15 protein-coding genes and 9 pseudogenes are annotated in these 20064 nt (G+C 65.7%); 13 read left to right on the forward strand and 11 right to left on the reverse strand.

Annotated features, from left to right (window positions below; genetic code table 11):
* Positions 1-166 precede the first annotated feature (166 nt).
* From NHF48_RS20905 to NHF48_RS20915, 3 pseudogenes are all read right to left on the reverse strand, one after another.
* Positions 167-518: pseudogene (locus NHF48_RS20905) on the reverse strand (DUF952 domain-containing protein).
* A 174-nt stretch (positions 519-692) separates the two neighbouring features.
* Positions 693-1025 (reverse strand): annotated as a pseudogene (locus NHF48_RS25475) (DNA gyrase C-terminal beta-propeller domain-containing protein); the annotation flags it as partial.
* A 68-nt stretch (positions 1026-1093) separates the two neighbouring features.
* Positions 1094-3388, reverse strand: a pseudogene (locus NHF48_RS20915) (DNA topoisomerase (ATP-hydrolyzing)); the annotation flags it as partial.
* A gap of 92 nt (positions 3389-3480) precedes the next feature.
* Here NHF48_RS20915 and NHF48_RS20920 point away from each other — a divergent pair.
* Positions 3481-3603, forward strand: coding sequence for a hypothetical protein (locus NHF48_RS20920; RefSeq protein WP_263817002.1), 123 nt, complete (start codon positions 3481-3483; stop codon positions 3601-3603).
* Between the two features lie 311 nt (positions 3604-3914).
* On the opposite strand, the gene NHF48_RS20925 is transcribed toward NHF48_RS20920, so the two are convergent.
* Together NHF48_RS20925 and yaaA are read right to left on the reverse strand one after the other, a co-directional pair.
* Positions 3915-4601 (reverse strand): SDR family NAD(P)-dependent oxidoreductase, encoded by a 687-nt coding sequence (locus NHF48_RS20925; RefSeq protein ID WP_253072191.1) that lies wholly within the window; start codon positions 4599-4601, stop codon positions 3915-3917.
* A pseudogene (yaaA, locus tag NHF48_RS20930) lies at positions 4598-5348 on the reverse strand (peroxide stress protein YaaA). Before yaaA ends, NHF48_RS20925 begins: the two are co-directional and overlap by 4 nt.
* A 163-nt stretch (positions 5349-5511) precedes the next feature.
* On the opposite strand from yaaA, the gene NHF48_RS20935 reads away from it, so the two are divergent.
* Both NHF48_RS20935 and NHF48_RS20940 read left to right on the forward strand, forming a co-directional pair.
* Entirely contained in the window at positions 5512-6240 is a 729-nt protein-coding gene (locus NHF48_RS20935; protein WP_253072192.1) for a hypothetical protein, read from the forward strand.
* A gap of 275 nt (positions 6241-6515) precedes the next feature.
* Complete coding sequence (locus NHF48_RS20940; RefSeq protein ID WP_253072193.1) at positions 6516-6806, forward strand: tetratricopeptide repeat protein; 291 nt, start codon at positions 6516-6518, stop codon at positions 6804-6806.
* Between the two features lie 222 nt (positions 6807-7028).
* On the opposite strand, the gene NHF48_RS20945 is transcribed toward NHF48_RS20940, so the two are convergent.
* Positions 7029-7496, reverse strand: a complete 468-nt coding sequence (locus tag NHF48_RS20945) for an Lrp/AsnC family transcriptional regulator (protein ID WP_055880606.1) — start codon at positions 7494-7496, stop codon at positions 7029-7031.
* A 197-nt stretch (positions 7497-7693) separates the two neighbouring features.
* Between NHF48_RS20945 and NHF48_RS20950 the strand changes: the two genes are divergently transcribed.
* From NHF48_RS20950 to NHF48_RS20960, 3 genes are read left to right on the forward strand one after another with little or no spacing between them, the layout of a single operon-like run.
* Positions 7694-8644: a hypothetical protein gene (locus NHF48_RS20950; protein ID WP_253072194.1), complete on the forward strand. Its 951-nt coding sequence runs from the start codon at positions 7694-7696 to the stop codon at positions 8642-8644.
* Complete coding sequence (locus NHF48_RS20955; protein ID WP_253072195.1) at positions 8613-9554, forward strand: sensor histidine kinase; 942 nt, start codon at positions 8613-8615, stop codon at positions 9552-9554. Before NHF48_RS20950 ends, NHF48_RS20955 begins: the two co-directional genes overlap by 32 nt.
* The gene (locus tag NHF48_RS20960; RefSeq protein ID WP_253072196.1) at positions 9551-10534 is read left to right on the forward strand and encodes a polysaccharide deacetylase family protein; all 984 of its coding nucleotides are present in this window, start codon (positions 9551-9553) and stop codon (positions 10532-10534) included. Before NHF48_RS20955 ends, NHF48_RS20960 begins: the two co-directional genes overlap by 4 nt.
* A 331-nt stretch (positions 10535-10865) precedes the next feature.
* On the opposite strand, the pseudogene rpsI reads toward NHF48_RS20960, so the two are convergent.
* The 3 genes and pseudogenes from rpsI to NHF48_RS20975 form a co-directional block, all read right to left on the reverse strand.
* Positions 10866-11424, reverse strand: a pseudogene (gene rpsI, locus NHF48_RS20965) (30S ribosomal protein S9).
* Entirely contained in the window at positions 11424-11903 is a 480-nt protein-coding gene (rplM, locus tag NHF48_RS20970) for a 50S ribosomal protein L13 (RefSeq protein ID WP_082441436.1), read from the reverse strand. The pseudogene rpsI and the gene rplM overlap by 1 nt, the downstream one beginning before the upstream one ends.
* A 124-nt stretch (positions 11904-12027) precedes the next feature.
* Positions 12028-13080 carry a COX15/CtaA family protein gene (locus tag NHF48_RS20975; protein WP_253072197.1) on the reverse strand — a complete coding sequence of 351 codons (1053 nt, stop codon included), beginning with the start codon at positions 13078-13080 and terminating at the stop codon, positions 12028-12030.
* Positions 13081-13355: 275 nt separating this feature from the next.
* On the opposite strand from NHF48_RS20975, the gene NHF48_RS20980 reads away from it, so the two are divergent.
* Both NHF48_RS20980 and NHF48_RS20985 read left to right on the forward strand, forming a co-directional pair.
* Positions 13356-13739, forward strand: coding sequence for a MerC domain-containing protein (locus tag NHF48_RS20980; protein WP_056047781.1), 384 nt, complete (start codon positions 13356-13358; stop codon positions 13737-13739).
* 41 nt (positions 13740-13780) lie between these two features.
* A pseudogene (locus NHF48_RS20985) lies at positions 13781-14249 on the forward strand (Fur family transcriptional regulator).
* A 166-nt stretch (positions 14250-14415) separates the two neighbouring features.
* Here NHF48_RS20985 and NHF48_RS20990 read toward each other — a convergent pair.
* Positions 14416-14947: pseudogene (locus NHF48_RS20990) on the reverse strand (GNAT family N-acetyltransferase).
* 92 nt (positions 14948-15039) lie between these two features.
* Here NHF48_RS20990 and dxs point away from each other — a divergent pair.
* Together dxs and NHF48_RS21000 are read left to right on the forward strand one after the other, a co-directional pair.
* Positions 15040-16963: pseudogene (gene dxs / locus NHF48_RS20995) on the forward strand (1-deoxy-D-xylulose-5-phosphate synthase).
* Entirely contained in the window at positions 16960-17127 is a 168-nt protein-coding gene (locus NHF48_RS21000; RefSeq protein WP_253072198.1) for a hypothetical protein, read from the forward strand. The pseudogene dxs and the gene NHF48_RS21000 overlap by 4 nt, the downstream one beginning before the upstream one ends.
* 132 nt (positions 17128-17259) lie before the next feature.
* Here the strand turns inward: NHF48_RS21000 and NHF48_RS21005 are convergent, their stop codons facing one another.
* Positions 17260-17931, reverse strand: a complete 672-nt coding sequence (locus NHF48_RS21005) for an RBBP9/YdeN family alpha/beta hydrolase (protein WP_056047792.1) — start codon at positions 17929-17931, stop codon at positions 17260-17262.
* 185 nt (positions 17932-18116) lie between these two features.
* Here NHF48_RS21005 and NHF48_RS21010 point away from each other — a divergent pair.
* The 3 genes and pseudogenes from NHF48_RS21010 to NHF48_RS21020 all read left to right on the forward strand — a co-directional run bounded on the left by NHF48_RS21010 (position 18117) and on the right by NHF48_RS21020 (position 19996).
* Positions 18117-18918 (forward strand): annotated as a pseudogene (locus NHF48_RS21010) (TlyA family RNA methyltransferase).
* Positions 18919-19138: 220 nt separating this feature from the next.
* Complete coding sequence (locus NHF48_RS21015) at positions 19139-19657, forward strand: TspO/MBR family protein (protein WP_274705421.1); 519 nt, start codon at positions 19139-19141, stop codon at positions 19655-19657.
* A gap of 51 nt (positions 19658-19708) precedes the next feature.
* Positions 19709-19996 carry an accessory factor UbiK family protein gene (locus NHF48_RS21020; protein WP_056485995.1) on the forward strand — a complete coding sequence of 96 codons (288 nt, stop codon included), beginning with the start codon at positions 19709-19711 and terminating at the stop codon, positions 19994-19996.
* The last annotated feature ends 68 nt before the right edge of the window (positions 19997-20064 follow it).

Below are 20064 nucleotides of genomic sequence, written 5' to 3' on the forward strand. Positions count from 1 at the left end.
TTAGCGACGTCCCCAACTGGGCCCCGGCCTTCGCCGGGGTGGTGTTGGCATAGTCTGCACCGACACACAGCCAATTGAGCGCCATCTCCCGCTCCTTGTTCTCCCGCGAAGGCGGGAGTCCAGTCTGGGCTCCCGCCTTCGCGGGAGAACAAGCTTTAGGTCGGGGTCAGCCCGCGACGGGGAGCTTCACCTTGCCCTTGTCGTCTCGTTCCGACGGGCCGTAGGACAACACGACCTCGAGCAGCAGCGGGCCGCCATAGATGTGCGGGAACAACTGCCCCCCCGCGCGACTCTTCCCACTTCACGTCGTCGCCGAGCGCTTCGAGATCGATAGCCGCGACGTGGAGGTCCGACTGACCGGCGAAATGCTTGTCGACCGTTTCCGTCAGCTGGTCCGCGGTAGAGAGGTGGATATAGCCATCGGCCACATCTACCGGCGCGCCCGCAAAGCTCCCGCTCTCCAGGGTCGCCAATTGCTCCCCCGTCAGCACCTTATAGGCGATCGGATCGCGGCTCATTCGCCGTCCTCCGGACCTGCTGCGTCGTCCTCGCCGATCGTCGCGCCCGTATCCGGAGCGACCTCTGGCACGGCGTCCGCCAGGTTGATCTCGGCGTCTTCCTCGGTTTCCCTCGATCCGTGCGGCCGAGACGACGTGCTCGCCCTTCGCCACGTCGAACAGCTTCACGCCCGCCGAGTTGCGGCTGATGACGCGGAGCGATGCGAGCGTCGTGCGGATCAGTTTTGCCTGGTTGGTCACCAGCATAAGCTGATGGCCCTTCGCGGCGGCAAAGCTCGCCACCACCGGGCCGTTACGCGCGATGTTGTCGATGTTGGTGATGCCCTGGCCACCGCGACCGGTCTGGCGATAGTCGTATGCGCTCGACAGCTTGCCGTAGCCGTTCTCGCAGATCGTGAGGACGAACTGTTCGCGGTCCTTGAGATCGTTGTAGCGATCGAGTCCCAGATCGTGGTCGCCCTCCCGCTCGCCCTTCCAGGGGGGCGAATTTGAGGTAGGTTTCGCGATCGGCGGGGGGTGGCTTCGACCCGGTGGAGGACCGACAGCGAGATAACCTCGTCGTCGTTCTTCAGCGTGATGCCGCGGACGCCTGTCGACGTACGGCTCTGGAACTCGCGGACGTCGTCACCGGCGAAGCGGATCGCCTTGCCGAGCTTGGTGGCGAGCAGGATGTCGTCATGCTCGCTGAGTAGCGCGACGCCGATCAGCTTGTCCTCGGAACCCTCCTCGAAGCGCATCGCGATCTTGCCGTTCGACGGTACGTTGGTGAACGCATCCATCGAATTGCGACGTACCGTGCCGCGCTGCGTCGCGAACATCACGTGCAGGCGGCTCCACTCGCTCAGATCCTCCGGCAGCGGGAGAACGGTCGAGATCGTCTCGCCCGGCGCGAGCGGCAACAGGTTGATCATCGGCCGGCCGCGCGTGGCGGGGCCCCCTCGGGCAGGCGCCAGACCTTGTAGCGATAGACCTTGCCGAGGTTCGAGAAGAACAGCACCGGGGTGTGCGTCGAGGTGACGAACAGCTCGGTGACGACGTCCTCGTCCTTCGTCGACATGCCCGCGCGACCCTTGCCGCCGCGCGCCTGCGCGCGGAACGTGTCGAGGCTGGTGCGCTTGATATAGCCCCTGCATGGTCACGGTGACGACCATGTCCTCGCGCTCGATCAGGTCCTCGTCGTCGATGCCGTTGGCGGCAGCGGCGATTTCGGAGCGGCGCGGCGTGGCGAATTCGTCGCGGATCGCGATCAGCTCGCCGCGCATCACTTCGTACAGCTTGGCGCGGTCGCCAAGGATGTGGAGCAGCTCGCCGATCGTCGCGGCCAGCGCCTTCAGCTCGTCGCCGATCTCGTCGCGGCCGAGCAATGTGAGGCGGTGCAGGCGGAGATCGAGGATCGCGCGGACCTGCGGCTCGGACAGCTTGTAGATGCCGTCGGCCTGCTTGTCCTCGACTGCCTCGACCAGTGCGATGTACGGCGCGATCTCCTCGACCGGCCATTCGCGCGCGAGCAGCTTGCCGCGTGCTTCGGCGGGGCTCGACGACCCGCGGATGATCTTGACGACCTCGTCGAGGTTGGTGACCGCGATGACGAGACCGAGCAACAGATGCGCGCGCTCGCGGGCCTTGGCGAGTTCGAACTTCGAGCGGCGGGTGATGACCTGCTCGCGGAAGGTGATGAACGCGCCGATGATGTCGCGCAGGTTGAGCAGCTCGGGACGGCCGCCGCGGATCGCCAGCATGTTGGCGGGGAAACTCGACTGCGCCGGCGTGTGCCGCCAGAGCTGGTTGAGCACCACGTCGACGGTCGCGTCGCGCTTCAGGTCGATGACGATGCGCACGCCCATGCGGCTCGATTCGTCGCGGATGTCGCTGACGCCTTCGATCCGCTTGTCCTTGGCGGCTTCGGCGATCTTCTCGACCAGGCCGTTCTTGCCGGTCTGGAACGGGATCTCGGTGAGGACGATCGAGCGACGGTCGCCCTTGCCCTCCTCGACGATGTGCCGCGAGCGGACGATGATCGAGCCGCGGCCGGTCTCGTAGGCGGACTTGGCACCCGCGCGGCCGAGGATGATCGCGCCGGTCGGGAAGTCGGGACCGGGGACGATCTCGAACAGTTCCTCGGTCGTGATCGCGCCATTGTCCATATAGGCGAGGCACGCGGCGATGACTTCGCCGAGATTGTGCGGCGGGATGTTGGTCGCCATGCCGACCGCGATGCCGCCCGCGCCGTTGACCAGCAGGTTCGGGAAGCGCGCCGGCAGCACCGAAGGCTCGCGCTCGGAGCCGTCATAGTTCGGCGTGAAGTCGACCGTATCCTTGTCGAGATCGCCGAGCAGCGCGTTCGCTACCTTGCCGAGACGCGCCTCGGTGTAGCGCATCGCCGCGGGCGGATCGGGATCCATCGAGCCGAAGTTGCCCTGGCCGTCGATCAGCGGCACGCGCATCGACCAGTCCTGGGTCATGCGTGCCAAGGCGTCGTAGATCGAGCTGTCGCCGTGCGGATGGTATTTACCCATCACGTCGCCGACGATGCGTGCTGACTTGCGGTAAGGCTTGCCGGCGACGAAGCCGCTCTCGTGCGCGCCGTACAAGATGCGGCGGTGGACGGGCTTCAGGCCGTCGCGGACGTCGGGCAGCGCGCGCGCGACGATGACGCTCATCGCATAGTCGAGATAGCTCGACTTCATCTCGTCGACGATCGAGATCGTGGCGATGCCGGCGGGCTCGCCGCCCTGGGGTTCGGCGAGTATGGTCTCGTCGGTCAAATCTGAACGCTTTCGGCTTGTTGCGGTATGATGACACACCTTAGCCGAGGGGGGCACCTTACTACCCCCGCGCACGCGTACGCACGCGAGGGAGAAGGGTTTCATCGTTAATTCGGGCTTATTTGCAGGCGGTCTTGGTCTTGTTGCCGGCAAGCGAGCAATTGTAGGTGACGGACTTGCCGTTCGCGAGCTTGGTAGTGACCATGCGGCCCTTGGCGACAGTCGTGGTGCGCTTGGCGACCTTGGTGTTGCCGGCGGGCGTGGTGGCCTTGGTCGTCGTCGTATGGGTCGCGACGGTCTTCGGCTTGACGCTGGTCTGAGCCTGGGTCGCGGCGACGGCTGCGGTGCCGGACAGCAGCGTAGCGGCGGCGAGGATCGCGAGGGGGGAGGGACTTGATCATGCGGGTATCCTCTCGTTTCGGCCTTGGTGGACGATGTAGAGAGACTGCGCCGGAGGACCTGAACGGAGTGTGGCGGGCAGGTGAAATCCGCGTCATGAGCGGGACTTACTTCTTTCCCCTCCCTGGAAGGGAGGGGGCAGGGGGTGGGTCGGTTTCCGCGATGGCTAGCGGTCGTGGTCTGCAACCGGCCGACCCACACCCCAACCCCTCCCTTTCAGGGAGGGGAGCAGTCAGGGCGTGACCTCTACCCCGTCCCAGGCGAACAGCTTCCCGCTATCCGGCGCGCGCAAGCCGTCGATCACGTCGAGCAACTGCACCGCCGCGCGGTCAGGCTTGAACAGGTTGCCGGGCGTCACATTGCCCTGGAACGGCTTCGACAGCCCGGTGTCGACGGTCCCCGGATGCAGACCCACGACGATCCCACTCGAGTTCCGCCGCTTGTCCTCGATCGAGATCGTCTTCACCAACTGGTTCAGTGCCGCCTTCGACGCACGGTAGCCGTACCAGCCGCCGAGCTTGTTATCGCCGATGCTACCTACGCGAGCAGACAACACGGCGAACACGATCCGCCCCGCCTTCGGCATCGTCGGCAGGAAGTGCTTGGCCACCAGCGCCGGCCCGATCGCGTTGATCGCGAAGTTGCGCGCCATCCACACCGGATCGAGCTCGCGCATCGCCTTCTCGGGACCCTTGTCGCCGTCGTGCAGCAACCCGGTTGCGACGATCACCAAAGTTGGCGAGCCAACGCGCAAAGCCGCCGCCGCAATGCTCGCCTCGTCCTCCAGATCGAGATGCCGATCGCCACTCTCCGACCGCGCGAACCCATGGACCTTGTCGAACGCACCTTCCTCGATCAGCGCTTCCTCCAGCGCCTTGCCGATGCCACCCGACACACCGATGACGACCGCGCTGCTCACTTGCGGACGAACCGGAACTGCGCGTCGCTGCTGCCCGCCGCGTCATACGCATAGCCGTCGCTGTCGAAGCCCTTGATCCCCTCGATGTCGTCGACGCGGTGCTCGACCAGCCACCGGGCGACCATGCCGCGGGCCTTCTTCGCGTGGAAGCTGACGAACTTCTGCGCCTCGCCCTCGCGGAAATCGATCGCCACCACGCGGATCGACTTGGGCAGCTTGCCGTCCGCTGCCGCCCAATATTCCTGGCTCGCGAGGTTGAGGATCGTCCCCGACCCCTCCGCCTCGACATCGTCCGCCAGCAGCTTGGCGATCCTGTCCCCCCCACCAGTCGGTCAGCTTCGTCTTCCGCGGCGCCCACCGCGTGCCCATTTCCAACCGGTAGGGCCGCATCAGGTCGAGCGGCCGCAGCAAGCCGTAAAGCCCCGACAGCATTCGCACGTGATCTTGCGCGTAGTCGACTGCAGCCTCGTCGAGCGTCTTGGCCTCCAGCCCGGTATAGACGTCGCCGGCAAACGCGAACATCGCCGGCCGCTCGGGCAGCGTGTCGAAATCGCGATACCGGTCCGCGTTCAGCTTCGCCAGCGCCGGCGAGATATGCATCAGCTCGGACAGCTTCTTTTGCGTCAGGTGCGCGGCGGCATGCGCCAGCGTCTTAGCCTCGTCGGCGAAGCGCGGCGTGGTCGGGTCGAGCTTGGGTAGCGCGCTCTCGTAATCGAGCGTTTTGGCGGGCGATAGGACAGCGATCATGCGCGCGATCTAGCGACGGCCGGGGGCGCGTTCAATCGACGTTCACGCGCAATCTTACATCCGCGGGATCCAAGCCGCTCGCTTGAACGTATGCATGGCGGATCATATAGCGTCGTCGCGCGCCACTTACGTAAGCGGGCCGACGCAGAGGGAGAGTTTCCGCATGAAGACCATTTCCAAGCTTGCACTGATTGCGGCGTTTGCCACCGGCACGAGCGGCCTCGCGCTGTCGGCGCCTGCGTTCGCCAAGGACAAGAAGGCCGAAGAGGCGCCGGCCATGAAGCTGAGCCCCGAAGTCCAGAAGCCCGGCATCGCCGCGCAGACTGCGCTGACCGCCAAGGATTACGCCGGCGCGCAGACCGCGATCGACCAGATCGATGCCGCCGCCAAGACCGATTACGAGAAGTATATCGGCGCGGCGCTTCGCTATCAGCTCGAGAACGAGAAGCTGGTTGCCGCGCAGACGGCCAACCCGAACGCCCCGATGAACGAGACGACGCTGGCCAAGCCACTCGACGCGCTGATCGCCAACCCGGCGACGCCGGCCGCCGATCGCGGCAAATACGCATATCGCCGCGGTGCACTCGCGTTCAACGGCAAGCAGTATCCGATCGCGCTCCAGTATTTCGCGAAGGCCAAGGAACTCGGATATACCAACCCGGACCTTGGGTTGCAGATCGTCAAGGCGAAGATGGAAAGCGGCGACGTGACCGGCGCCACCGCCGATCTCGACGCCTCGATCACGCAGATGACCGCGGCGGGCCAGAAGGCTCCCGGAGGACTATTATCGCTATGCGATCGCCAAGTCCTACGCCGCCAAGCGCAACGCCGACACGATGGCGTGGCTGAAGAAGTGGATCGCGGCATATCCGTCGGCGAAGAACTGGCGTGACGTGCTGATCCTGTCGGGCATCCAGGCAAACGCGCTGATCCCGCTCGACGAGGCACAGAAGGTCGACGTGTTCCGCCTGATGCGTGCGACCAATTCGCTCGCCGATCAGACCGACTATCTCCAGTATGCCGACAGCGTAAACCGTCGCGGCCTGCCGAGCGAAGCACAGGCAGTGATCAAGGAAGGCCTCGCCGCGGGCAAGATCCCGGCGTCGAACACGATGGCCAAGGGGCCTGCTGGCGGACGCGAGCAAGAACATCGCCAACGACGGTCCGTTGTCGGGTCTCGAAAAGCGTGCTGCGGCCGCTCCGAACGGCAAGCTCGCCGCGGGTACGGCCGATGCCTATCTTGGCCAGAACAACTACGCCAAGTCGATCGAGCTGTATCGCCTGGCGCTGACCAAGGGCGGCGTCGATGCCGACGACGTCAACCTGCATATGGGCATCGCGCTCGCGCGGTCCGGCGACAAGGCTGGCGCCGCGACGGCGTTCTCCGCGGTCAAGGCGTCGCCCAAGGCGGATGTTGCTGGCCTGTGGACGACCTGGCTCGGCGCACCGGCTGCGTAAGCTGCGGCGTCTCGAACAAGGAAGCGGGGTGGCAGCAATGCCACCCCGTTTTCGTTTGTGGGTATGGCTAGCCAATCACGGCGTCCGAACTCCCCTCCCTGAAAGGGAGGGGGCGGGGGGGTGGGTTGGCCTGCTTGTGTCACGAAAGTCCGAACCAAGCGGAACCCGACCCACCCCCAACCCCTCCCTTCCAGGGAGGGGCGAAGGCTAGAAGTCGGAAGATCAGTCCACGACCACCGGGATGCCCGACAGTGCCTTCGCCGTCCGGATCGTCAGCGAAGTCTTCACGCTCGCCACGTTCGGCGCTGGCGTCAGATGCGTCGTCAGGATTTCCTGGAAGCTCTTCAGGTCGGCGGCGACAATCTTCAGGATGAAGTCGATCTCGCCGTTGAGCATGTGGCATTCGCGGATTTCGGGAATGTCGGCGATGTGATGCTCGAACGCGGCGAGGTCGTGCTCGGCCTGGCTGCGTAGCGACACCATCGCGAACACGGTGATCGGGAAACCCAGGCGGCTGGCATCGAGATCGGCGTGATAGCCACGAATGGCACCGGCTTCCTCGAGTGCGCGGACGCGGCGGAGGCAGGGCGGCGCAGTGAGCCCCACCTGGTCGGCGAGATCGACATTGGTCATTCGACCGTCGGCCTGCAACAGCGACAGGATCTGCCGATCGATCCGGTCAAAACTCATTTCACGCAACTCCTGATGGGCATCGCAAACCAAGCGATTCATTCCTCATAGCGATAAGATTGTTGCGGCGAAACGCAATTGTCCCACAATGCGACGAAGGGCATTGCCTACCGAAATGGGTTGTTCCTTCGCATCGCCGCGCGCGTTAAGGAATCGGTACGGAGAGCGTGCTAAGCCCGCTGAAGCCGGGGAACGATGTGCGGTTCGACGATAGCCTGAAGACGATCCTTGCCGCCGATATGGCCACCGATTTCGGTGCGCAATCGGCGTGGCGGCAGTTGGTCGACCTGATGGGACGTGGTCGTGCGGTCGTCGACGAGCCGGCGATCGCGCGGTTGCGGCTGTTGCGCCAGGCGGTGCCGGTCGAGGTCCGGGCTGCGAGTGCGCGGGCGCTGGCGTTTGCCAAGCCTAATGCGCGACTCGTCGGGTTCTTCGCGGAAGACGTGCTGGCGATCGCCGCGCCGGTGTTGCGGACGGCGACGCTGGAGCCGGACGATTGGCTCGCGCTTCTCCCGCGGCTGACACCGCCGAGCCGTTCCGTGTTGCGCCATCGTCGTGATCTGCCTGCCGAGGTCCAGCGTGGGTTGCAGAGCTTCGGTCCGACCGACTTCGTGTTGCCGCAGCCCGAAGCGCCAGTCGAGATCGAGGTAGCTGAGGCTGAACCGGTCGCGCCCGAGCCCACAGCGCCCGAACCGGTGCCGATCGAACAAGCGCCGGTCCGCGATGAACCGGTTGCGAAGCGTCCGGCACCGGCTCCCACCGACATTCCCGAGCTGTCCCTCTACGCCGCGCCGCTCAGCGAAACCCCGTTCATGGCGCTCGGCGCGGTCGCACGCGGGCTGCCGTTCGTCGCCGAGGCGTTTCGTCACGCCAAGCTAGCCGAGACCGAGCCGACTGTCGTCGAGCCGGCTGGACCAGCGCCGGCCGACCGGTTCGAGATTTCCGACCTCGTCGCGCGGATCGAAGCGTTCAATCGCGACCGCACCGTCGATGCTGCTACGCCAGCGCCCGTGGCGGCCGAGATCGAGGGCTTCCGCTTCGAGACCGATGCGCAAGGCGTCATCCGGATGGTCGACGGCGTCGCGCGCTCGGCACTGGTCGGCGTGTCGCTCGCCTATGCCGCGCAGCAGGGGGGAGGCGCATCTTGACGGAGTCGCGGCAGGTGCATTCCGCCGACGCTCGCGGTTCAGCGATGCGCGGCTCGAAGTAGGCGGCCTATCCGATGCGTTCGGATCGTGGCGGCTGTCGGGCGTTCCGGCGTTCGAACATGCCTCCGGCCGATTCATCGGTTTCCGCGGAACGGGGCGTCGCCCGCGTCGCGACGAGACGGCCGAGCCGGTTCGTGTCTCGTCGCCGGTGTCCGACTCGCTCCGTCAGCTCGTTCACGAACTGCGCACGCCGACTAACGCGATCGCCGGGTTCGCGGAGCTGATCGAGACGCAGTTGCTCGGCCCGGTCTCGCCGACCTACCGCGACCGTGCGACCACGATCCGTACGCAGGCGGGCGACCTGCTCGCGGCGATCGATGATCTCGATACTGCCGCGCGGATCGAAGGGTGTGCGCTCGACCTGCGCCCGACGACGGTGCCGGTTCGTGCGTTGCTCGACCGGGTCGCCCGCGATCTCCAGCCGCTCGCGACGCTGCGTGGCACGAGCCTGGGCGTAGCGATGCCGGCGGGCGACTGCGACATCCGCGGCGACGATCGTGCGGTCGAGCGGTTGATCGGCCGGTTGCTCGCCGCCCTGGTTTCGGCAGGGCGGAAGGGCGAGCAGCTCGGCGTGGTCGTGCGGCCGGTCGCCGATACCGTGACGATCGAGTTCGACCGACCCGCCGCGCTCGCGGCGCATGCCACCGATGTCCTGCTGAGTATCGATGCCGAACATGAGAGCGACGGCGATGGCGCGCCCTTGCTCGGGACCGGGTTCGCGTTGCGACTGGCACAGAACCTCGCGGTCGAACTGGGCGGCGTGCTGACGATCGGTGCCGACCGCCTGACCCTTCAGCTTCCGGCTGCTGATACTGTCGATGCGGAGCGGACCGCCGACGAACAGCGGTGACATACCGTCCCCCGCGCCCGACCGACGCACAACGCGTGGTATGGCCCGAGGAATTCGGCACGCGCTTCACCGTCTTCGCGGATGTCGAAGAGGAATTCGACTGGAACGCCCCGCTGGATCGCCGCAACCGTTCGACGACCGCGATGGCGGCCTTTCCTGACGCGCATCGCCGGTTCGCCGAACGGGGCGTCGCGCTGGCCTGCATGGTCGACTATCCGGTCGCCACCGATCCGGTGGCCATTGCGATCCTGTCGCGGGTCGTCGAGGATGGACGGTCGGAGATCGGTACGCAGCTCCATGCCTGGGTCAATCCGCCGTTCCCGGACAGCGCGCCGCCGGGATCGAGTTACGCCGGCAACCTGCCGCGCGCATCGGAAGCCGCCAAGCTCGAAACGCTGACGAAGGTGATCACGGCCGCGTTCGGTAAGGCCCCGCGTGCTTACCGGGCTGGCCGCTACGGTATCGGTCCGAACAGTTTCGCGCTGCTCGCCGGGCTCGGTTACCGAATCGATAGCTCGGTTCGTCCCGGCTATGATTACAGTGCTGACGGAGGTCCCGACTTCTCGATGGCCGACGCCGGCGCGTATCGCGCAGAGGGGATCGTCGAGTTGCCGCTGACCACGGTCTTCACGGGCGGTGCGCGATGGGGTGGCGCGCATTTGTATCGGGCGCTCGGACGCATTCCGAAGGGAAGGGGCCTCTTCGCGCGCCCGCACCTGCTGTCCCGGATCGCGCTGACGCCCGAGGACATGCCGATCGCCGATGCTTTGGAGGCCGTCGCGGTGGCGGCTGGCGAAGGTCTGCGGTTGCTCAACCTGTCCTTCCACTCGCCGTCTTTGGTCCCGGGTCACACGCCTTACGTTCGCGACGCGGCGGATTTGAAGCGTTTTCATGCATGGTGGGCGGTGATGCTCGACGAGTTCGAGCGGCGGGGGATTCGCAACGCCTCGCTCGATGAGATCATCGCCGCGTTGGGGTAAGGCGTCGATTGTTTCCCCGCGAAGGCGGGGACCCAGACTGGGCTCCCGCCTTCGCGGGAGAACAAGAAACGGCCGCGCCGCTGCGGCCTTGACGCGCTTTCGTATCTGGCGGGAACATCAACGTTCGACAAGTTCGACCGCCATGGCATCTGCAATAGCCACGCTGCGCGCCAACTCCAACAGGCTCCCCTCCCTGGAAGGGGAGGGGGGATCATTGGGGTTTGGGCTTCGTTGCAGCTCTCACCCTGGCGTCATCACGCTGTACCCCAAAACCAGAAAGGGCGGCCCGTTGCCGGACCGCCCTTCTGATACGCAGATACTGAAAGCGAGATTAGCGCTTCGAGAACTGGAAGCTACGACGGGCCTTCGCCTTGCCGTACTTCTTGCGCTCGACGACGCGGCTGTCGCGGGTCAGGAAGCCTGCTGCCTTGACCGATGCGCGCAGCACCGGTTCGAAGCGGGTCAGTGCCTGGCTGATGCCATGCTTGACCGCGCCGGCCTGGCCCGAAAGGCCACCGCCCTTGACGGTGCAGACGACGTCGTACTGACCTTCGCGCTCGGTGATGCCGAACACCTGGTTGATGACGAGACGCAGCGTCGGACGGGCGAAATACACTTCCTGGTCACGACCGTTGATCGTGATCTTGCCGGTGCCGGGCTTGACCCAGACGCGCGCGACTGCGTCCTTGCGACGGCCGGTCGCGTAGGCGCGGCCCCTGCTTGTCGAGGATCTGCTCGCGCAGCGGCATCGGCTCGCGGACGGGCTCGTTCGAGACCGGCGCTGCGATATCGCCTTCGCTGGTCGGCAGAGCCTGCTCGGCGGGGGCAGCCGGCGCGGGCTGGTTGGTCAGGCTCGCGAGATCGGCGAGCGACTGGCGGTTGTCGGACATTATGCGCCCACCTTGTTCTTGCGGTTCATGCTGCCGATGTCGAGCACGGCAGGGTTCTGTGCCTCGTGCGGATGCTCGGTGCCCTTGAAGATACGCAGGTTGCGCATCTGCTCACGACCCAGCGGGCCGCGCGGGATCATGCGCTCGACAGCCTTTTCGAGAACGCGCTCCGGGAAGCGGCCGTCGAGGACCTTGGCGGCAGTGATGCCCTTGATGCCGCCGGCGTAACCGGTGTGCTTGTAATAGATCTTCTTCGCGGCCTTGTTGCCGGTGAAGCGGATCTTGTCGGCATTGATCACGACGACGTTGTCACCGCAATCGACATGCGGGGTGAACGACACCTTGTGCTTGCCGCGCAGGACGTTGGCGATGATCGATGCGGCACGGCCGACGACGAGACCTTCCGCGTCGACGATATGCCACTGCTTGTCCACCTCTGCCGGCTTCGCCGACTTGGTGGTCTTCATGAGCGCCTTCATGGGCGTTAGACCTTCCAGATTGAATGCAAGCGCACCAATGGGAGGCCCCACAGCGCGAATGCCGGCCTAATGCTGAAAGGGGGGCTTCAAGTCAAGCTTTCCGCCGGTTTCCTGACGGGTATTATTATACCCGCTGCTTTACATGAGGTGCTGTGCCCACCGCGTGGGCGGCGAACATCGCGGCTATCAGGAGCAGCGCGGCATTGCCCTGATGCGCGACCGCGACGTCGATCTGCACGCCGGTCATCAGCGTCGCGATGCCGAGCATGATCTGGAGCGTGACGAGCCCGACGACGAAGAAGCCAGCGCTGCTGCCGGTCTTAGTCGCCTTGATCGCCAGCCAGATGAGCCCGGCGGCGGCGGCGAACGCGAACCAGCGGTGGATGAACTGCACGACGATCGGGTTGTCGACCGCATTGCTCCAGGCGGGGTTCACCATCGGCACGTCCGCGGGGAACAGCCCGTCGCCCATCAGCGGCCAGCTCGCGAAGGCATAGCCTGCATCGAGACCGGCGGTGAAAGCGCCATAGACCAACTGCACGAACAGAAGCGCCAGCGCGAGGATCGCGACCGGCGCGAGGCGGGCAGGGGCGGCGAGTGGGTTGCGGTGCAGAGCCATCAGGTCGAGCGCGGTCCACACGATCCCGGCTAGGATCGTCAGTGCGGTCAGCAGGTGGACGGCGAGTCGGATGTGGCTGACGTCGGTTCGCACCGACAGGCCGGAGGCAACCATCCACCAGCCGATCGCGCCCTGGAACGCGCCAAGCGCGAGCAGCGCCGACAGCCGCCAGCCATAGCCGACCGGGATGCGCTTTCGCACCGCGAACCAGATCAGCGGTACCGCGAACACGAGACCGATCACGCGGCCCCAAAGCCGGTGGAGATATTCCCAGAAGAAGATCGCCTTGAACCCGCCGACCGTCATGTCGGCGTTGAACGCGGCGTATTCGGGGATGCGCTTGTAGGCGTCGAACTCGGCCTGCCACTGCGCGTCGTTGAGCGGCGGGATGATTCCGCTGATCGGCTTCCACTGCGTGATCGACAGCCCCGACTCGGTCAGCCGCGTGATCCCGCCGATGACGACCATCGCGACGATCAAGCCTGCGACCGTGAACAGCCACAGGGCGACGGAACGAGGACGGGCTTTGCTGAGGAAGGCGGCGCTGGGTTGAAGCATGGTGAGGAGATAGTGGTTTGCGAGGCGGGGCGCCATCGGTTCGTGGTGCGCCGTTGCTTCATGTTGCTGGGGGGCGGTTCGGTAGAAGCCGGACTGGCGGACGCAGCACGCTACTTCCTTGTTCTCCCGCGAAGGCGGGAGTCCAGACTGGGCTCCCGCCTTCGCGGGAGAACAACGAGGAGGGCGTGAACCCTTCAGAATCTAGCCTAAATTGCCGCCAAAATTCGCAATGTAATGTTGTATCCTGTCAACGAGGCGTCTATATCCGTCGAACGATGACGCCCTCGGCCACGCATACCCACCGCTTCGCCGGTCTCGATCGTTATGCGATCGGCCTGTCGGGCCTGTGCATGGTGCATTGCCTGGCGACCTCCGTGCTGGTCGCGCTGATGTCGACGGCGGGCGGTTTCCTGCTCGACCCGATCTTCCACGAAGTGGGCCTGACGATCGCGATCGGCCTTGGCGCGCTCGCGCTCGGCCGCGGCGTGCTCAACCACGGCTATATGATGCCCGCCGCGATGGGCGCGCTCGGGCTCGGCATCATGGCGGGCGCGATGACGCTGCCGCACGACAGCGGTGGCGGCGAGACGCTGTGGACGATCGTCGGCGTCGGCCTGCTCGCATTCGGCCACGATCTCAACCGCCGCGCGGAAAGCTGAGCGGGTTGCTGGAACCTCTCCGGCATCCTACTTCACCCAGCATGGCGCATGCTCACAACCACACCGAACCGCAGGGCGCCGATCTTACCGTCGCAGCACAGACGACGCTCGAAAAGGCTGGCGAGCAATGGACGACGATGCGCGCCAGCGTGTTCGCAGCCCCTCGCCAGCTTCGAGAAGCCGGCATCGGCCTACGACATCGCCGAGGCCGTCTCGAAAGCCGAAGGTCGCCGGGTCGCGGCGAACAGCGTGTACCGCATCCTCGACCTGTTCGTCGGCGCGAACCTCGCACGGCGAGTCGAGAGCGCGAACGCCTATGTCGCCAACGCGCATCCGGATTGCCTGCACGACTGCATCTTCCTGGTCTGCGACTCGTGTGGCCAGACCACGCATCTCGATAACGACACGATCACCAAGGGTGTGCGGAACGCGGCGGAGGCGGCCGGCTTCTCTCCGGTGCGCCCGGTGATCGAAGTCCGCGGGCGTTGTGCGGACTGCGAAGCGAAGTAGAAGCTTACCCTGCACGCTTAATCTCATGATTGAGCCGTCCCTCCCCTGGAAGGGAGGGGGTAGGGGTGGGTCGGCTGGCTTTGGCCGGCGCCGCCTGATCCGGAAGCCGCCCCACCCCCGGCCCCTCCCTTTCAGGGGAGGGGGACCGTTGTGTTCTTGGCGTGCGTCAGTTCAAATCCTTCCCCATCCGGATCATCGGCACCGGGACCTTGCCCGGCGTCTCGATCCGTTCGATCGGGAGATATCCGCAGGCCCGGTACAGCGGCTCTCCGGCCAGCGTCGCCATCATCTCCGCCCGCGCAAACCCGGCCGCGAGGGCCGCTGCCTCGCAGACCGACAACACCAGCCGCCCGACACCCCGCCGCGTAAAATCCGGATCGGTATACATCGCGCGGATACGTGCCGCGTCATGCGCCGGATCGAGCAACGCCGCATCGCGCAACGCCGTGCTGTGATCGCCGCCATAGAGCGTCGCGCGCCGACTCCACCCGCCACATCCGGCCAGCCGATGCTCCGCCTCGACTAGCAGATACGTTCCGTCCGCGATCAACTGCGTATCGAGCCCCATCACCGCACGGCTCGCCTCGACCTGTGCCGGCGTGAGGAAGTCCCCCCTGCAAAGCGCCGATCGCGCGAGGCATCAGCGCCGAGATCGCGGGAATATCCGCCGCCACGGCAACACGGTGCGTAAAGTTCATATTTGTGCACTTCCCGAGCGATTTCAGTGCGAATGCTAGCGCAGGACACGGTAACAATCGACACGATACGCGCGCTGCATTAAGCCCGTCCGATGGCCGACCTTCCCTCGACACCGCTGCTCGACACCGTTTCGACGCCCGACGACCTCCGCAAGCTGCGCCCGGACCAGCTCCGCCAACTCGCCGACGAACTGCGTACCGAGACGATTTCCGCGGTCGGCACCACCGGCGGCCATCTCGGCTCGGGGCTCGGCGTGGTCGAGCTGACCACCGCGATCCACTATGTCTTCGATACCCCGCGCGATCGGTTGGTGTGGGACGTCGGCCACCAGTGTTACCCGCACAAGATCCTCACCGGACGCCGCGATCGTATCCGCACGCTGCGGCAGGGCGGGGGCCTCAGCGGCTTCACCAAGCGTAGCGAGAGCGAATACGACCCGTTCGGCGCGGCGCATTCGTCGACCTCGATCTCGGCGGCGCTGGGCTTTGCGATCGCCAACAAGATCGCGGGGACGCCGGGCAAGGGCATCGCCGTGATCGGCGACGGCGCGATGTCTGCGGGCATGGCGTACGAGGCTATGAACAACGCCGCGCAGGCGGGTAACCGCCTGGTCGTGATCCTCAACGACAACGACATGTCGATCGCGCCGCCGGTCGGTGGACTGTCGGCGTATCTGAGCCGGATCGTGTCGAGTCGCGAGTTCCTCGGCTTTCGCGACCTCGCGCGTAAACTCGCCAAGCGGCTGCCACGGCCGATCGCCAGCGGGATGCGCAAGACCGACGAGTTCGCGCGCGGCATGACGATGGGCGGCACGCTGTTCGAGGAACTCGGCTTCTATTATGTCGGCCCGATCGACGGCCATAATCTCGAGCACCTGATCCCGGTGCTCGAGAATGTTCGCGATGCCGAGGAAGGCCCGATCCTCGTCCACGTCGTCACCAAGAAGGGCAAGGGCTACGGCCCAGCCGAGGCTGCCGCGGACAAGTATCACGGCGTCCAGAAGTTCGACGTGATCTCGGGCGTCCAGACCAAGGCGCCCCCAGGCCCGCCGCAATACCAGAACGTGTTCGGCGCGCAACTCGTCGCCGAGGCCGCGAACGACCCGCGGATCTGCGCGATCACCGCGGCGATGCCGTCGGGCACCGGGCTCGATGCGTTCGCCAAGGCGTATCCCGACCGGTTCTTCGACGTCGGCATCGCGGAACAGCACGGCGTCACCTTCGCGGCGGGCCTCGCCGCGCAGGGGATGCGGCCGTTCTGCGCGATCTATTCGACGTTCCTCCAGCGCGCGTACGATCAGGTCGTGCATGACGTCGCGATCCAGAACCTGCCGGTCCGCTTCGCGATCGACCGCGCGGGGCTCGTTGGCGCGGACGGTGCGACTCATGCCGGCTCGTTCGATGTCACGTACCTCGCGACGCTACCGAACTTCGTCGTGATGGCGGCGGCGGACGAGGCGGAACTCGTCCACATGACGCATACCGCGGCGCAGTACGACACCGGCCCGATCGCGGTGCGCTATCCGCGCGGCAACGGCACCGGCGTCGCGCTGCCCGGAGACCCCGCAACTGCTGGAGATCGGTAAGGGTCGTGTCGTGCGCGAGGGCAAGAAGATCGCGATCCTGTCGCTCGGCACGCGTCTCGAGGAAGCGCTCAAGGCCGCCGAGGTTCTCGAAGCCAAGGGCTTGTCGACTACGGTCGCCGATCTTCGCTTCGCCAAGCCGCTCGACGTCGACCTGATCCGCAAGCTGCTCACGACGCACGAAGTCGCGGTGACGATCGAGGAGAACTCGGTCGGTGGCTTCGGCGCGCACGTGCTGACGATGGCTTCGGATGAGGGGCTGATCGACGGCGGGCTCAAGCTGCGTACGCTGCGTCTGCCCGACGTGTACCAAGATCAGGACAAGCCCGAAGTCCAGTATGCCGAAGCCGGGCTCGACGCGACTGCGCTGGTGGATACCGTGCTCAAGGCGCTGCGCCACAATTCGGGCGGGGTTGCCGAAGCGCGCGCATGACCGGGCCGACCAAGGGCCTTGTGATCATTGCGCTGGCGGTGATCGTGATGGTGTCGTTGAATATTGCGATGTGGCGGCGGATGCGGGGTGGGCTCGCAGCGGCGAAGGCCGAGCAGGTGGCGAACCCTGAGCTGTTCGATGAGGACGGTTCTCGGATTTCGTGACTGAGAACCACCCCGGCGCAGGCCGGGGCCCAATTGGGAAACGTTGGTAACGGAGCGCGGTGCCCCGTTATTGTGACCTCACCAATTGGGCCCCGGCCTTCGCCGGGGTGGTGTACCGTCAGTTAGGCGAGGTCACCCGCCCAAGTAGTGTGTTTGCGCGGCGTCTGTAGCGCTCACCGCAAGGATCGACCGCGCTTTACTTGGCGGTAGAGCTTGCCCTCGACCATCGCCACTCGCCGCGATGACGCGCTCCAGCAAGTCCTGCCCTTCGCGCCACCAGCCGATCCCGCTCGCGGCATTCAAATGCCCCTGTGGCCCCGCGTCGACGAAGTGGCTGCCCCAGTCCGCCGCCATGCTGTGCGCACGCTCGGGCGTGACCCAGGGGTCGTCGCTGCTCGCCACCACGATCGATGGGAATGGCAGGGGCGTGCGCGGAGTCGGCGAGAAGCCCTTCAGTTCGGCCTGCGCGCCGCCGCGATCTACGTCCGCCGGCGCCACGAGGAGCGCGCCCGCTACCGGCCAGCCATAAGGCTGCGGGCTGAGTTCGGCCCACCATGCAACGGCGAGGCACCCGAGACTGTGCGCGGCGAGGATCACCGGCGCCTGTGCCTGCCGGATCGCTTCGTCGAGGCGCGTCACCCAGGCGTTGCGGTGCGGCGTGTTCCACATGCCGAGCTCGACGCGGACCGTGTCGGGCCGCGCCTCTTCCCACAACGTCTGCCAGTGCGAGGGACCCGAACCACCAAGGCCGGGCACGGTCAGGATCGTCGGCTGGACGGAATCATACGGTGCGAAACTACCCACAGCGCTTCTCCTTCTCCAAAACCTCGTTCTTCGAGGTCGGGAGCGTGGCCGAGGGACGCTCTAGGGCACGCCATCCGGTCACGATCCCATACGCTCAAGATAATCCTACTCGTTCGGTAGGCAATGGCATTGCGGCGAAAGGAAGGCAGCTTGCGGCAATCGGATCGGGCGGCGATAGCGGGCGCATGGTGAAGGTACGTGCAGACCAGATGCTGGTCGACAGGGGGCTGGTCGAGTCGCGGACGCGCGCGCAGGCGCTGATCATGGCGGGCCTCGTGTTCGCGGGGACGAAGAAGGTCGACAAGCCCGGACAGACGCTATCGGACGACGTGCAACTCGACGTGCGCGGTCGCGATCATCCCTGGGTTTCTCGCGGCGGGATCAAGCTGGCGCACGGCCTCGCGCATTTCGGCTGGGAAGTGACCGGTGCGGTCGCGATCGACGTAGGCTCGTCGACCGGCGGCTTTACCGACGTCATGCTGAAGAACGGTGCGGCGAAGGTCTACGCGGTCGACAGCGGGACCAACCAGCTTGCCTGGTCGCTGCGGCAGGATGAGCGCGTCATCGTTCACGAGCAGACCAGCGCGCGGATCCTGACGGCCGCGCATATCCCCGGAGCCGGTCGACCTGATCGTCTGCGATGCGAGCTTTATCGGTTTGGCGAAGGTGCTGGAGCGGCCGATGTCCTTCGCCAAGCCGGACGCGCGCTTGATGGCTCTGGTGAAGCCGCAGTTCGAGGCGGGGCGTGGTGAAGTGGGGAAGGGCGGTGTCGTCCGCGATACCGCGATCCACCAGCGCGTCTGCGACGAGGTCGCGACGTGGTTGATGGGGCAGGGGTGGAGCGTGCTCGGCGTGGTCGAGAGCCCGATCACGGGACCTGAGGGTAACGTGGAGTTCCTGATTGCTGCTTTGCATGGCGAGAGTGCGACGGCGGAACAGCCGGCCTCGGACATGCCAAACGATCGCGAAACGCCTTCGTCATCCTAACGAAAGTCAGGCCCCAGAGCCACGCGGGGCGCGCGCGGTATCCTGAATCCTGACTTTCGTCAGGATGACGGCGTGGGGAGGCACCGTGCCGGAATGAACCACTAGCGGAACGATTATCCACCAAACTCGGTTTACCGATCGCAAAATGCGCGCCAGGACGAGCGCGCGTAGAGGCGGAAGGATTTGTGTGGGCGGTATCGCTTCGAAGGGCCAGTTGAGGATGTCGTTCCTCCGCTGGGCGGTCGTGACCGTGCCCCTGATCCTTTTGCTAGGCTTCCTGTCCGGCCGGTCGGTCAGCGTCGGCAGCGAGAATGCCTGGTACATGGCGCTAGCCAAGCCCGCGCTGAACCCGCCCGGCTGGGTGTTTCCGGTCGTTTGGACCACGCTCTACATCCTGATTGGCCTCGCGCTCGCGATGATCTTCAACGCGCGAGGCGCTCGGTTGCGCGGGCTCGCCGTCGCGCTGTTCGTCGGCCAGTTCCTGCTCAACCTCGCCTGGACGCCGATGTTCTTCGGCGCGCACAAGATCGGGCTGTCGGTACTGGTGATCGTCGCGATGCTGGCGCTGTCGATCGCCGCGACCTTCGTATTCGCGCGCATCCGCCCCGCCGCGGCGTGGCTGATGGTGCCGTACATGGTGTGGATCAGCTTTGCCGGCGTGCTCGCGTTCAGCATCGGGCAGTTGAACCCCGATGCCGAAACCCTTGCACCCGCGCCGCATACGTCCCAAATGCTGTGACGCAGCAGTCACTGTAACAGTCACTGCGACAGTCTTTGGGATTTTGAAGCAATGCAGTCCGAAAACCGCGTGTTCGACGATATCGTCAAGGTCTTGAACGGTGCTGCCGGTACGCTTGCGGGCGTCGGTCGCGAAGCCGGTTCCGGTGCGCGGGAACGCGCGCGCGAATGGCTTGGCGGGCTCGACTTCGTCAGCCGCGAAGAGTTCGACGCCGTGAAAGCGATGGCATCGGCCGCACGCGACGAGAACGACGCGTTGAAGGCCCGGCTCGATGCGCTCGAAGCAAAGTTCGCAGCACAATCGACCGTAAATGCACCGCTCGGGGCGTCGGTCGACTGACTTTTCCACAGTTTTCCGCAGAATTGGGGCCGATGGGGTTGTCGGGGCGTTTTTGCCTCGGCACCCTT

Source organism: Sphingomonas sp. H160509 (assembly GCF_024124765.2).
In the GTDB taxonomy this organism is placed as follows: domain Bacteria; phylum Pseudomonadota; class Alphaproteobacteria; order Sphingomonadales; family Sphingomonadaceae; genus Sphingomonas.

What these genes read in the sequence shown, in the direction of transcription:
- NHF48_RS21015 (WP_274705421.1), top strand. Translation starts at nt 19,139, where the DNA reads ATGTCGTTCCTCCGCTGGGCGGTCGTGACCGTGCCCCTGATCCTTTTG.
- NHF48_RS20980 (WP_056047781.1), top strand. Translation starts at nt 13,356, where the DNA reads ATGACGCCCTCGGCCACGCATACCCACCGCTTCGCCGGTCTCGATCGT.
- NHF48_RS20955 (WP_253072195.1), top strand. Translation starts at nt 8,613, where the DNA reads ATGCCGCGCAGCAGGGGGGAGGCGCATCTTGACGGAGTCGCGGCAGGT.
- NHF48_RS20945 (WP_055880606.1), bottom strand. Translation starts at nt 7,496, where the DNA reads ATGAGTTTTGACCGGATCGATCGGCAGATCCTGTCGCTGTTGCAGGCC.
- NHF48_RS21020 (WP_056485995.1), top strand. Translation starts at nt 19,709, where the DNA reads ATGCAGTCCGAAAACCGCGTGTTCGACGATATCGTCAAGGTCTTGAAC.
- NHF48_RS20935 (WP_253072192.1), top strand. Translation starts at nt 5,512, where the DNA reads ATGAAGACCATTTCCAAGCTTGCACTGATTGCGGCGTTTGCCACCGGC.
- NHF48_RS20975 (WP_253072197.1), bottom strand. Translation starts at nt 13,080, where the DNA reads ATGCTTCAACCCAGCGCCGCCTTCCTCAGCAAAGCCCGTCCTCGTTCC.
- rplM (WP_082441436.1), bottom strand. Translation starts at nt 11,903, where the DNA reads ATGAAGGCGCTCATGAAGACCACCAAGTCGGCGAAGCCGGCAGAGGTG.
- NHF48_RS21000 (WP_253072198.1), top strand. Translation starts at nt 16,960, where the DNA reads ATGACCGGGCCGACCAAGGGCCTTGTGATCATTGCGCTGGCGGTGATC.